This window comes from Microbulbifer sp. ABF4_148 (genome assembly GCF_056158985.1).
On record NZ_JBSWUI010000001.1, the window covers coordinates 234,166 to 248,384 of the forward strand.

Annotated in this window: 9 protein-coding genes; 2 read left to right on the forward strand and 7 right to left on the reverse strand. The window is 59.8% G+C overall.

Going from position 1 to position 14,219, the window contains the following annotated elements:
* Positions 1-86: 86 nt before the first annotated feature.
* Positions 87-1,202, forward strand: a complete 1,116-nt coding sequence (gene serB / locus ACXAD0_RS00935; RefSeq protein ID WP_475086469.1) for a phosphoserine phosphatase SerB — start codon at positions 87-89, stop codon at positions 1,200-1,202.
* A gap of 103 nt (positions 1,203-1,305) precedes the next feature.
* Here serB and ACXAD0_RS00940 read toward each other — a convergent pair whose 3' ends face one another.
* The 7 genes from ACXAD0_RS00940 to epmB all read right to left on the reverse strand — a co-directional run bounded on the left by ACXAD0_RS00940 (position 1,306) and on the right by epmB (position 13,442).
* Entirely contained in the window at positions 1,306-1,482 is a 177-nt protein-coding gene (locus ACXAD0_RS00940; protein WP_475086470.1) for a hypothetical protein, read from the reverse strand.
* 215 nt (positions 1,483-1,697) lie between these two features.
* Entirely contained in the window at positions 1,698-4,826 is a 3,129-nt protein-coding gene (locus tag ACXAD0_RS00945; protein ID WP_475086471.1) for an efflux RND transporter permease subunit, read from the reverse strand.
* A complete protein-coding gene (locus ACXAD0_RS00950; RefSeq protein ID WP_475086472.1) occupies positions 4,823-5,863 on the reverse strand; it encodes an efflux RND transporter periplasmic adaptor subunit in 1,041 nt (346 codons plus the stop codon). Before ACXAD0_RS00950 ends, ACXAD0_RS00945 begins: the two co-directional genes overlap by 4 nt.
* A 197-nt stretch (positions 5,864-6,060) precedes the next feature.
* Positions 6,061-8,025: a M1 family metallopeptidase gene (locus ACXAD0_RS00955; protein ID WP_475086473.1), complete on the reverse strand. Its 1,965-nt coding sequence runs from the start codon at positions 8,023-8,025 to the stop codon at positions 6,061-6,063.
* A gap of 243 nt (positions 8,026-8,268) precedes the next feature.
* Positions 8,269-10,356: an EAL domain-containing protein gene (locus ACXAD0_RS00960; RefSeq protein ID WP_475086474.1), complete on the reverse strand. Its 2,088-nt coding sequence runs from the start codon at positions 10,354-10,356 to the stop codon at positions 8,269-8,271.
* Between the two features lie 192 nt (positions 10,357-10,548).
* Positions 10,549-12,267 (reverse strand): hypothetical protein, encoded by a 1,719-nt coding sequence (locus ACXAD0_RS00965; RefSeq protein WP_475086475.1) that lies wholly within the window; start codon positions 12,265-12,267, stop codon positions 10,549-10,551.
* 143 nt (positions 12,268-12,410) lie between these two features.
* Positions 12,411-13,442: an EF-P beta-lysylation protein EpmB gene (gene epmB, locus ACXAD0_RS00970; RefSeq protein WP_475086476.1), complete on the reverse strand. Its 1,032-nt coding sequence runs from the start codon at positions 13,440-13,442 to the stop codon at positions 12,411-12,413.
* A gap of 195 nt (positions 13,443-13,637) precedes the next feature.
* Here epmB and efp point away from each other — a divergent pair, with 195 nt between their 5' ends.
* Entirely contained in the window at positions 13,638-14,210 is a 573-nt protein-coding gene (gene efp / locus ACXAD0_RS00975; RefSeq protein ID WP_475086477.1) for an elongation factor P, read from the forward strand.
* Positions 14,211-14,219 lie beyond the last annotated feature (9 nt).

Genomic DNA, 14,219 nt, shown 5'->3' on the forward strand with positions numbered 1-14,219 from the left:
GGCCGAGTAATCGTTATGGAGATGATTTTAGCGAATATCAGCGGCAACGCTATAATGCGCGACCGCACACTACCGGAAGGGACACCATGGATCCGCAGCACACCGTTCAAGTCTTTCACCTCCCAGTGACCCGCCTCAAACAGGCAGCGGGCAATGTCGCCGTGCACCACCTGCACAGCCGTGAAGGCAAAGCCGAGCTGGCGACCTCCGGAGACCTGAGCCATCTGTTTGGACAACCGGCGGCCAATCATCTGCCCGCGCTCCCGGAAATGGCCCCTGTGGCGGGTGATGGCTGGTGCCTCACCCTGCTGTCGCGACACCTGACGGTTACCCAGATCAACAGCCTGTTGGCGCGCCTGGCAGAGGTACAGTGGCCGGTCATGGCGATCGATACCCTGTCCCAGGACCCTCAGCGCACCGTAATCCGTTTCACCGTGCAGGGGGTCAAGGATTTTGAAAGCGCACGACGCACCTGTCTCGAATGGGCAGAGACACTGCAGGCAGACCTGACCCTGCAACCCGCTGCCAGCCAGACAGCACCAAAACTGGCAGGCTTTGACATGGACTCGACCCTGATCGATGCAGAAGTCATCGACGAACTGGCCAAGATTACCGGTATCGGCCAACAGGTAGCCGACATTACCGCCGCCGCCATGCGCGGTGAACTGGATTTCCAGCAGAGCTTCCGCAAACGCATGCACCTGCTGAAAGGCTTCTCCGAAACCCGCCTGGCGGAAATTGCCCGTGAACTGCCGATCAAGGAAGGTGCTGAACGCCTGCTGAGCGCCCTGCATGCGCTGGGCTGTAAAACCGCCATTCTCTCCGGCGGGTTTACCTACTTTGCCAACTTCCTCCAGCGGGAACGTCTCGCTATCGACTTTGTGCACGCCAATCAACTGGAGTTTGACGATGGCGCGCTAACAGGCGGCGTGATCGAGCCGATTGTGGATGGCGCGCGAAAAAGGGCACTACTGACGCAGATGGCTGAGGAACTGGGCCTTTCACTGGATCAGGTGATTGCCGTCGGCGACGGCGCCAACGATATCCCGATGCTGGCGCTCGGCGCACTGGGTATCGCTATCCACCCAAAACCCAAAGTCCGGGAAGTGGCCCCGCAGTCCATCCAGCATTTTGGCCTGGACGCCGCGCTCTACCTGTTCGGCCTGAATGACCGACAGATCCTGACACTGTTACAGAAGTAAAGCCCCCAGAAACGGAGCTCGGACAAAGACGAGAGAGTTTTCGGAGAGCGCGACAGGCAAGTGGCACCGGCACGCAACGCGTGCCGCGCCGGCAGGAAAGGGATCAGATAATCAAGCGACCTGCGTGGGGATAAGGGAAGCCGTTGGGGCCATTGCGATCCCCGCAGGCGCTGGAGCCAAAATCCAAGTCCGTGCAACTGGTCAGCAGCACGACCGACAGCACGGCGAACAGTTTCGCAATCCGCGAGACCTGCTTACGAGCAACGTTTTTCCGTACCATCCCTAAACCCCACATATTGTTACACCCACCCCATTTGCCGGCGAGAACCGGCTTTCGCAGGTCTCATCACCGACTGTAAACGAGATAGCACGCGCGCACTATCGCAGTGGCGCGATAATCATTACTTCAATCCACGGCCTGTCGATTTTGCGGCTCGCTTCACCGTTTAAGTGCATTCACTCCGTCGATCAGGCCCGAAAGGGGACTGCCCTCGGTTAGCGTGCCGCATTCTCTCGCGGCGCATCATATTCCGATTCCAGCGCCGCTACTTCCCGCGCGACCCGCCCTGGAGATCCGGTGCCCCTGGCAAACAGATCGTACGCAGCCGGCACGATGAACACGGTAAAGACGGTCGCCGCCAGCACACCGAACAACACCACCACGCCAATCACCGACCGAGTCTCCGATCCCGCACCGGAGGACAACAGCAGCGGCAGTGAACCTGCTGCAGTGGTAATACCCGTCATCAGGATCGGACGCAGACGCGTGGCCGAAGCCTCACGCAGCGCCTCGCTGAATGAGCGCCCGCGATCGCGTAGCTGGTTGGCGAACTCCACAATCAGAATGCCATTCTTGGCTGCGAGCCCCACCAGCATGATGAGTCCAACCTGGCTATAGATGTTCAGGGATTGGCCCGTCAACATCAGTCCGGCCAGTGCACCTGCCATCGCCAGCGGCACGGTCACCATAATCACCAGAGGGTGAATAAAGCTCTCGAACTGTGCCGCCAGCACCAGGAACACCACCAGGGCACCAAGCGCAATCGCAAACACAATCGTACTGCCCGACTCCTGGAAGTTCTTTGACTGGCCTTTGTAGTCGATCACTGGCGAGCCTTCGAGTTCCGTATCGACCAGCCCATTCAGGTAGTCAATTGCGTCGCCCAATACCAGGTGATCGGCCAGGTTGGCCTCCAGGGTAATTGCCCGTACCCGGTTATAGCGCTGCAGGTTCGGCGAGTCGGCGTAGTCACGCACGGTCACAAGGCTCTGCAGCGGGATCAGCTCTCCCGTGGTCGTCGAGCGTACATAGACATTTTCCACACTTGTCGGACTGCGCTGCAGTTCACGCTCTCCCTCCAGGATGACATCGTATTCCTCGCCATCAAACAGGAAGGTGGTCGCACGCAGTGACCCGAACAGCGTTTGCAGGGTGGTGCCAACCTCACTGACCTGGACACCCAGATCCGCCGCGCGCTCATAATTCGCGTCGATGCGCATCTGCGGCTGGGTTTCCTTATAGTCCCATTCCACGCCAATCAGACCGGGATTGCTCTCGGCAATCGCAGCATTCAGTTGATCACGCCACTCGGTGAGCTTTTCATAGCTCGGCCCACCCAAAACAAACTGTACGGGCTTGCCGAGGCCGCCGCCAAACCCCTGGCGCATGACGGGGAATGCTCGAACGCCACTCAAGTCGCTGACCTGCGCGCGTACCTGGTTCATTAATTCAAAGGCAGACGGCCGCTCCCCAAAGGGCGCCAGGGTAAAAATGACCATCCCCGTATTGAAGGTGGACGAGGTGCCGAACGAACGTGGCGAGCGCACCAGCAAGCGGCGCACATGCCCGGCCTCCACCATTGGCATCAAGCGCTGCTCGATAATATCCATGTATTCCTGCATATATTCGTAACTGGCACCCTCCGGGCCATTTACCAACAGGAAAAAGGATCCGCGGTCTTCGCGCGGGGCATACTCACTGGGGATCATTCGAACCGCCAGCACAGAAAACGCCAGCAGAGAGAAAAAGCCGGCGATGGCAATCCAGCGGCGTTGCAGCAGTCCGTCCAGCGCCCCCTGATATTTCCGTTGCAGCCAGCCAAGGAAGCGCTCCATTTGCCGAGTCAGGTGGCTGCCTTCCTCACCACTACGCAGCAGACGCGACGCCAGCATGGGCGACAGTGTCAGCGCAGTAATTGACGAGAAGATCACCGCTGCTGACATGGTCAGGGCAAACTCGGAAAACAGCCGACCAATGTCTCCCTCGAGGAAGGTGATGGGCACGAACACCGCAACCAGCACCAGAGTCGTGGCCACGACCGCAAAACCCACTTCCCGTGCGCCGCGATAAGCGGCCAACAGAGGCGGCTCGCCATACTCATCCATGCGGCGGAAAATATTTTCCAGCACCACAATGGCATCGTCGACCACCAGACCAATGGCCAGAACGAGGGCGAGTAGCGTCAGCAGGTTGATACTGAACCCGAACGCGTACAGCAAAATTGAGGTAGCGATCAGCGATACCGGCACCGTCACAGCGGGCACAATCGTGGCGCGCCAGTTGCCGAGAAACATATAGATCACCAGCACCACCAGGATCACCGCTATCGCCAGCGTGGTGTATACCTCGCTAATCGCCTCACTGACAAACACCGACGAGTCGTAACTCTGTGCCATCTGCATGCCGTCCGGCAGACTGGCATTGACCCTGGGCAACTCCGCCTTGGCAGCCTCTGCGACCGCGACAATATTGCCCGTGGACTGACGTGTAATGCCAATACCCACCATGGACTCGCCATTGCCGCGGAAAGTAGAACGCTCCTCCACCGAGCCAAGCTCGACCCGGGCCACGTCACCCAGACGCACAACATGGCGATTCTCACCCCGGGAAATCGCCAGGCGGGCAAAATCCTCCGCACTGGCGAACTGACGCTGCAGGCGCAGGGTGAACTGGCGATCATCAGATTCCAGATAGCCTGCCGGCAGCTCGCGGTTTTCTGCACGTAACGCCCGCTCGATGTCTCCGGCAGTCACGCCGTGCGCCGCCATCGCATTGCGATCAAGCCAGATGCGCATGGCATATTCCTTGCCGCCACCAACACGCACGCGGGCAACGCCATCGAGTACGGAGAAGCGATCGACAAGGTAGCGACGCGCATAGTCGGTCAACTGCTCGACCGTATGGCGGTCCGAGGACAAGTTGAGCCACAGCACTACATCGTCGCTGCTATCAACTTTCTCAATTTCGGGGGGATCTGCCTCTGCGGGCAAATTGTTGAGCACACCGGAAACCCGATCGCGAATGTCATTGGCCGCGGCGTCGACATCCCGATTGATATTGAATTCGATATTAATCGAGGAGCGGCCGTCGCGACTGGACGACGACAGGGTGCGGATGCCCTCGAGACCGGCAATCCGGTCCTCGATCAAGCGCGTGATGCGGGTCTCTACCACGCTGGCCGACGCACCCGGATAATTGGTCTGGATAGACACGATGGGCGGATCGATATCCGGATATTCGCGCAGGGACAAACGATCAAAGCTGATGACCCCAAACACCACCAGCAACAGGGAGAGCACCAGGGCGAAAACGGGACGTTTTACCGCAGTATCACTAATAATCATTGTGCTGCTCGCTCGCCTTCAAGTTCCACCGACTGGCCATCCCGCAATCGGATGGTGCCGCGGGTGACCACCTGCTCCCCGCCATTCAGGCCGCTGAGTACTTCGACCTTACCGGGGTAACGTTGCCCCAGCGTCACCTCGCGCTGGCGTGCGACCAGCCCTTTGTCCCCACGCTCAACCACATAGACCCAGCTGCGATCTGCACGTGGCACGATGGCCGCCTCTGGAATGGTGAGCGCATTGCGCGGCTGGCTTTGCACTTCCACCTCGAGCAGCATGCCTGGCTTTAGCAACTGCTCCGGATTATTGATGCGCGCGCGCACGGTCAGTGCACGGGTTTCCGGATCAATGCGCGGCTCCACCAGCATCACCTCGCCCTGGAACTCGCGACCGGAGTGGGCCTGGCTGCGCGCCGTCACCTTCATACCGGCCTTCAGCCTGGCGAGCTGACGTTCGGGTACCGTGAAATCCACTTTGATCCGCGACAGATCCTGCAGGGTGACGATCTCGGTGCTCGGCTGCACCAGGCTGCCCACACTGATGTTGCGCAAACCCAGCTGCCCGCCAAATGGCGCGCGAATAATACGGTCGTCAACGCGCGCCTGCAGCACATCGACCCGAGACTTGGTTTCAGCCACCTGAGTTTCTGCCGCATCCAGTTGTTCGCGGGTGGACAGCTTGCGGCTCACCAGCCCCTTCAGCCGGTCCACATCACGCTGATAACGCTCCAGGCTCGCGCGCGCCCCGGCCAGCTCTGCCTTCTCTTCCGCATGCCTCAGCTCGACCAGCACATCTCCTTCAGCGACAAGCTGGCCACTTTCAAAGGCGATGCGCGTTACCCGCTCGGTCGCATTGGAGCGCAGCGAAACAAATTCCCAGGCGCGCGCGGTACCCAGCGCTTCCACCGGTGAACTGACTAATTCCTCCTTGACCGCCGCAACCCGGACCGGGACCGGACCGGAGGGACCGCGACCCTGCGCCAGGGACTGGGAAGAAATCAGCAGCAGCGCGAGACTAAAAGCACCAAAAAATTTCATAGGCAGATTGTTGCACCAAAAGTGGCCAGAGCGCGTCATCCTCGGCGCGACACTCGCAAAAAACATCGGGAAAAATAGTGTGAATGCGGTCACGGCCGCATAATACAGATGCGCATCAGTCTACTGCATTCACAGAGGTTTGGGACAAATTTACAAAAATTAACCCCGATGACATACGGCCATCGGGGTTTACTGGATCAGGGAGATTTGTCCCCGTAAATAATGCGGCTATTTACCTTGACGGTCAGAGGATGGTAACCCGACTTGGCCTGCTCAAAAATCTGCGCAGCCAGTTCCTGCTTGTCATTCTCTACCAGGTTTCGATAGAGCGGACGCAGAAACTTGTTGCGACCGATACTGGTAAGAAAGTTCTCCAGCCGCGCAAAGGCCGGCTGGTAATCATTGCGCACCGCAATCATCAACCAGCTAAAGGCCACCTCGTTGTTGCGGGTATCGGTGAGATCAAAAGCATCGTCAAGTGCCTTGAGCTGTGCTGCAGACAGCTTTTCCGGCATGCCATCGAGGAAATATTTCCACTGGTGGTAGGTCCAGCCCTGGGTATCGATATCGGCGGCTTTGACATCACCATCGAGCCACTGCTGGCGCGCGGTATCGATTTTGGTAAAGGCGTCGGAAGTCGGACGGGGCGCCCCCTCTGGCAGGCCCGGCTCGAAGATCCACTCGCGAATACGCGCCTCATCCAGCTGATCCGGGTACTGCTTGAGCAAAGTCTGTTGCAGGTAGGTAAGGAAGTCTTCGGTGGTAATACTCTCGAAAGAGAAATTATTGAAGTAATCGAGCAGGAATTTGTCGAATGCCTCACGACCGATTTTCTGCTCAATTTCGTACAGGAACAGGGAACCTTTTTCATAAGGAATATTGGAAAACACCACGTCGGGATCCCGACCACGCAAGTCGATGGCCATGATTTCAGCATTGGAATCCAGATCCTTCAGATCCGCCTGCAAATCGTCATACCCCAGCGCCATCTCCATCCGGTAGCGATCATCTCCATAGATGTTCTGCATGATGCGATTGGTCAGATAGGTGGTAAAACCCTCGTTAAGCCACAGATCGCGCCAGCTGGCATTGGTCACCAGGTTACCGGACCAGGAATGCGCCAGCTCGTGGGCGATCAGCGCAACCAGGCTCTTGTCCCCGGCGATCACCGTCGGGGTAATGAAGCTCAGGCGCGGGTTCTCCATTCCACCAAACGGGAAACTCGGTGGCAGGATCAGCAGGTCGTAACGATCCCAGCGATAGGGTCCGTACACTTTCTCGGTGGATTCCAGCATCGACTCGGTATCTTCGAACTCCGCAACGGCGGCATCCAGTAACTCAGGTTCTGCATAAACCCCGGTGCGCTCCCCCATCGGCTTGAAATCCAGATTACCCACCGCCAGTGCGATCAGGTAGGACGGTATGGGTTGCGGCATGGAGAATTGGTACTCCCCATCTTTTTCCGTTTGTGGATCGTTGTTGGCGCTCATAACCGCGAGCAATTCCGGCGGCGTACGCACGGTCGCGTTGTAGGTCATGCGCACTTGCGGGGAATCCTGCAGCGGGACAAAACTCCGCGCGTGAATCGCCTGGGCCTGAGTAAACAGGAACGGATGCTTTTTACCCGCCGTCTGTTCGGGCTCCAGCCACTGCACACCAGAAGCTCCCGGTGAGGTTTCATAGCGCACCAGGACCGTGGTGGCATTCTTGGGAAGCTGGATGGTGAGCGGCGTTCCCAGATCTGGATCCGTCTTGCCGAGCGCAAATTTCACCGGTTTTAACTGGCTGCCATGTCCGGCTTCCACAGATTTGATGTCCAAATCCCGCGTATCCAGAATCAACAGCGGATTTTTTTTGGTCAGGCGATCGAGCTGCAGTCGCGCGGCACCCACCAGCACCTTGCGATCGAAATCTACGTCGAGCTCAAGATCCATATGCTTGACGCGATAATCGCCCGTGTTGGCGAATGAATGGTAGTCGACCCCGGATTCCGGCACATCAGCGTTATCCGCCGCTGTGGCTTGCTTGGGGGACGACTCCGCAGCGTCAGAGGCGGCTGGCGCCGCGTCGGGAGAGCGGGATTCGGTTTCAGGCTTAGAGCAGGCACTGGCCAGGGCAAGCAACCCCGACAGCAAGCCTATACAGATGAGGCGCGACGGCATGGTCAACTCCAACATTGTTCATCGGATGGGCGTTATCCGGCACAGCATAACTAACGAAAGGCGTTTCAGGAAAAATTATCACGCGTTTTTCCACTGGCCGATGACAATAAGTGCGCCAGACGCTCCTGCACTGATGCACTGATGACCAATGAAACAGCAGAGGGAAATTGGGCAGAGAGAGGAAAGGGGTCAGCGCGGAGAGAGACGGGGCGCATCGCGCCCCGCTCACCAGACCGAATCGAATCAGTCCAGGTTGAAGTCGAAGTCCATCGCCTCAGCAGGCGCCTGAACGTAATAGCCCTGAATATAGTCTGTGCCGGTCTGCCACAGGGTCGGCAACATACTCGCCTGCTCGACATGGGGCACGATCACTTTCTTGCCCGCGGCACCGAGATCGGTCACCAGCGTCGCCAGCGCCTCTGTGCTCTCGCCTTCGTCCTGTACTTCGCGCACGAAAGAAGGATCGACCTTCGCCACATCCACCGGCACGTGGTCCAGCATCTTGAAGGGATTCAGTCCGGAGCCAAACTGGCATACCGCCACGCTGCTGCCAAACTCCTGCACCTGGGTGACGAAATCGCGCGCTGCATGCAGGTTGCTGTTGATATCTTCCTGACGCAACTGGAAACACACCGATTTCGGCGGCACCCGTGCCGCCTTGAACGCCACCTTCAGCCAGGCGGGCAAGGATGCGTCGACCAACGATGCGGCGGACAGATGCAACAGCAGGGAAACCTCTTTGCCATCCGCCCGTTCCGCGGCCGCAGCCTTGATTGCGGTGAGAATCACCCAGCGGTCCAGCTTGATGGCGAGGGCGTCGTCGTGGAGGCCCTCGAGGAAGGTCACCGGAGACAGTTCGTTCTTGCCATCGACCAGGCGCGCCAGCACCTCGTACAGCTTTTCCCCGGTACCCTGCAGGCTGAGGATCGGCTGGTACAGCAACTTGAGATTACCGGCCTCGAGCGCCTGAACCAGCCGCGCACGATGATAAGTATCCACATCATCCTGCTGATTATCGCCCGGCTCGTAGAGCGCCAGCCCGCCGCCATCGGTCTTTTTCTGCAGCGCCTGATCGTGCGCCTTGAGCGCCTGGTCCAGCACCGCCTGCGCATTTCCGGACGCTTCGCTAAACAGGGAAATCCCGATCGATGCTGTGATCTGGACCGTTTTGCCGGCAACATCAAAAATGGTATCGGCAATTTTCCTGAGCAGTTCCCGCGCACGGTGCTCTGCGCTGTCAGGAGAGGTCTCTCCCATCATCAGGCAGAAGCACTCATCGGCATAGCGGGCGACCAGGTCGCCGCGGCGCACACTGGTTTGCAGCAGGTCGGCAAGCCGCTTGCTGAATTCATCGGCCCCGGCGACACCCACCACTTTCTGCACCGTTTCCTCAAAGCGGTCCACCTCGATGAACATCAGGCCGCCCGTGGTCTGGGAGCCGGCGACAGACTTGATTGCCGCATCCAGCGCCTTGAGGAAGTGTTGCCGGTTATACAGCCCCGTAATGGCATCGCGGCTTTTGAGGTCGCTGAGTTTGGCCTCCAGCTCTTCGGTGTCCCCCACACGCGCGGCGATGCGCACCTGCAAGCAGGGCTCTTCCTCGTAGCGAGTGGAGAGCACCTCGGCGCGCAGTGCTACCGGGCTACCCGAGGCCGACTGGGCGGTGAACGCCCATTCCGCTGCCTCGACCTCATTGGCATCAATGGCGCACTGCCGGAGGAAGCTGCGCGCATCCTCCTGCTCGCCATCGGCGATCATGTCGATCAGGGGCTGGTATTCGACGTCGTCCGTTTCTGAATGGCCGAAATACTCGGCGAACGACTGGTTGGCATAGACGATCAACCCATCGGAAATATACGCGATGCCGTCTTTTGAACTATCGAGCAGCTCCTGTGAGCGCTGCATCGCTGCATGGTAACGCCGATCATGCCGACGCGCGCTGCGGCGGTCCTGCAGCGCTTTGATTTCCCGCTGGATGACCAGCAGCAAGTGCTGGTCCTCATCGACCCGTATTACGTCTCGGGCGCCGAGCTTGAGGCCCTCGACCGCTGGCTGGGTGCCGTCGCGCTCGCTCAACAACAGTACCGGTATGTCTTTCTGCAACTTGCTGATGGTGCGCAGGGCAACCGCTGGAGGGAGCTGACGGCAGTCTTCGGCACCGATAAGGAGATCCCAGGTCCCATCCTGCAGCAATTTGGTCAGGGCCGCTTCATTCGCAACGTGCTGGGCACGATTGGGGCGACCGGCATTGTGCAGCATGCTCACCAGGCGCTGGGCCTCTGAAGGGACATCGTGGATCAGGAGGAGTCGGATGGTGTCGTTGCTGCTCATTAAATCTGCTCTTGTGCTACTGCTGAGGCTTCCGGGGCGCCAGGGACCTCGCCCCCGGCCGCCTGTACCGCGGCGACCATCCCTCCTGCCACTGCGGCGCACCGCCGCTCAGGCGGTGACGCGAAACGATTAGTGTATGGCGCCAGCGCCATCTCTTACAAGTGAGACACCATCCGGAGAGCGCGACCCAGCTCACACATATTCGAAGCGGGCGAAGTTGGCCGCGGTCATCGGCTGCTTTTGCAGGACGACCGAGCGGTTCATCCCGGCCACCTGCAACTCGATGTTATCGAAGCACTTGAACAGGGGCACCGGCAGCAACAGGGTATCAGGCCCCTCGCCTTCGGCCGGTAATTGCAGCGCAGGGATCGGTTCCGAGGAGCGTCCGGAGACGTTATGGCGACGCACCTGTACCGGCAGCGCCCGGTCCGACAGGACCTGCACCCCGACCTGGCAGTGATCCCTCTGGATACAGCGCCAGCGAATCACCGCCACTTTCCAACCCTCCTGCAATTGCACCCCCAGCAGCTCCCCGACTTTCAGACGCTGGCTGATATTGAGAGGCAGGCGAATGCCCAGTCCCTCGGCACTGCGATTCAACACCTGGCCCCGCTCGGTGAAGTAGTGCTGGGCTGCCCGTCCCGCCCGGGACAGCGACTCGCTGCGCGGGCGCGGCGCGCTGGGCAACGCCACATCATATTCATCCACAGCCCGGCCGGAGGCAAAATCGACCGCCCCCACTTCGAGGCACAGACGCTTCTCGCGCTGGTAGCTGTGCGCATGGGCACTGGAGCGGGCACCCGCTGAACGCAGGCGCGCGACACGGCCCTCACTGCCGAGATGGAACGCGGTGGCCGCCAGCCCGATACAGACTTCGCACTCCAGGCGCCACGGTTTGCGCTCGTCCGTGCGACCAGCGGCACTACCGAGACTCTTCAGTACATGCATGACCAATGGTTTGGGGCCGCGGGTTTTCTCGAGTTTCTCCAGCAAAGCACTCAGATCAACCTTCCAGCCGCTGGGCGCGCAGAACAAACCCGGGTTGAAGTCGGTTCCCTCGAGTCGTCGTGCCGGCAAAGGCGCCTGGTCCAGCGCGGAGCTGGCCAGTAGCGCGTCACCGGCATTCACATAGCTGGGCTCAACGGAAGTCTGGCGACTCCAACCCTCGGTGAGACCCCACAGGGACTCCTGCTCTTCCCCGGATAACTGCGCCGGCTCGACATTGGCAAACAGCGCCGCGTGCAGATAGGCCTCCATGGCACTGTCTTTACCGCGACTGTGTAGCGGATCTGCCGTGCGCTTCGTGGCCACCTGCTGGGTCATGCCAAACCTCAGCAATGAGTGGACCTTGCGCCAGCAGCCCTCCGGTAACGCCAGCCCGAACAACGCATTGATACGCAGGACCCGGCGGTAACTGTCGAGTGCTCGCTGCAGGGCGCGCGCACGACGCCGGCCAACAAACATCACAACGCCCGACACCCTCGCCAGCTGCAAAAAGATCGCGGCATACGCGTCGCCCAGGGCAAGCTGCAGGCGCAGGGCCTCGCCGACCGCGGCGCGCAATTGTTCCGTCTGCGTGGTGGCCAGCGCCATCCGCTGCAGTGCCATGGCGTCGACACAGGCAATCGCATATTCGCGCAACAGGTCGAGCATGGGCAGGCGGGTAGACGTGGGGGCGGTCCACTGACCCACTTCCTCGATAAGCGCCAGTAACATGGCGGCGAGGCGCTTCTGGTCATTCACCGCATAGGGCTGGAGTTCGTAGGCAGAGAGCCAGGAAAAGAGTTGGCGCTCATTGGCGCACCCGCAGCTGAGCGCTGGCAGCGCCGGCTCGGTCAGGCCCAACTCTTGTGCAAGCGCGGATACCGCACGCGGGCTCCCTGCCCCGGCGGAGGAATACTGGTCCTTCATTATTGCTGTCTTCCATCCATTGGAAATTCAGTATAAGGAGATGCCGACAACCCCAACAAGCGCCGAAAGATGATATTTACGCCAACCTTGCGACTTTTCTCACGACTAAACGATGAATTCGGCGCTTTTGAACCGGAACGATGTCACAACGGTGATTTCGAGGGCTCACCGGCAATCTCCCGCACCAGGCGCGGCACCAGATAACCAGGCAAGCGCTCGCGCAGTGCGGCAACCAGTGCACGCGCCCGTGTATCTGAGACTTCGAAATGCGCAGCACCGCGCACCCGGTCCAGCTGGTGCAGATAGTAGGGAAGCACCCCGCAGTCGAACAATGCCTCGCTGAGTTCGGCCAGGGCCGCGGCACTGTCATTCACCCCCCGCAGCAACACCGCCTGATTCAGCAGGGTCACGCCGGCTTTGCGCAGGCGCCCCAACGACGCCGCCACCTCCGTATCGAGCTCATTGGCATGATTCGAATGTAAAACCATCACCGGCTTCAGGCGCGAGCTGGTAAACCAATCAACCATCTCATCTGTGACCCGGCTGGGTACCACGATCGGCAAACGGGTATGGAGGCGCAGCTTGTCCAGATGCGGGATCTCGGCCAGCGCTTCCACCAGCCAGGACAACTGTCGATCTCCGAGGACCAGTGGATCACCGCCGCTCAGGATGACCTCGCGCAACTCTGTGCGCTGGCGAATATAGCTCAGCGCACCTTCCCACTGGCTGCGGCTCAGGTGGTTGTCGGCATAGGGAAACTCACGCCGAAAACAGTAGCGACAATTGACCGCACACTGACCCGCGGTAATCAATAGCAGGCGACCGTGGTACTTGTGCACGATGCCGGGACGCGGGTTGGCCTCAGCCTCGCCCAGCGGATCTGCGCCAAATCCCGGCGTCTCCTGCAGTTCCGATGCACCGGGCAGTACCTGCAATAGCAGTGGGTCGCGCGGATCGCCGGGGCGGATCCGACGCAAGTAGGGGCGGGGCACGCGCAGGGCAAAGCGCTCCGACGCTTGCAAGAGATGGGGAAGCTGGTTGGGGGCCAGCTGCAGGCATTGCAGCAACTCATCTGCATCGGTCACCAGGTCGGCGAGCTCGTCTTGCCAGCGCGGTGTGCGCTCCCGCGCAACCAGGCGGGAAGTCACCGCGTTTACCTGTGCCGTGTTACTCATAATGGCCCCGAATTGGCAAAGCGCGGATTGTAGCAAACCTGCGACTGCCTGACGCTTTTTTATACAACCCTCGAATACTGCCGGGGGTCGGCGTGACAAAGGGTTCGGCAGTTCTGCTTGCGGATTCGTTACCCTCCCGGCTGTACTGTATACTCCGCCCCCAATATCGATGACCAATTAGAGCGTTCTTAAGTTATGGCAAGTTACTCCACCAACGAATTCAGAGGCGGCCTCAAGGTAATGCTGGACGGCGACCCCTGCTCCATCGTGGACAACGAGTTCGTCAAGCCGGGCAAGGGCCAGGCTTTCAACCGCGTCAAGCTACGCAACCTGAAGACCGGTCGCGTTTGGGAGCGCACCTTCCGCTCCGGCGAGAGTCTCGAAGCGGCGGACGTAATGGACCGCGACATGGAGTACCTCTACAACGATGGAGAGTTTTTCCATTTCATGGAGCCGGAAACCTTTGAGCAGCACCAGGCCAGCAACGATGTGGTCGGTGATGCCGGCAAGTGGCTCAAAGAGCAGGACGTCTGCGTGGTAACCCTGTACAACGGCTCCCCGCTGGCGGTTACCCCGCCCAACCATGTTGTACTGGAAATCACGGACACCGACCCTGGTGTGCGTGGCGACACCGCCCAGGGCGGCACCAAGCCAGCCACCCTGATCACTGGCGCCGTGGTGAAGGTGCCGCTGTTCCTGGAAATTGGCGACCTGGTTAAAGTCGATACCCGCACTGCCGAATATCTCGGTCGCGCCAAGGAAGACTGACCCTGCCAG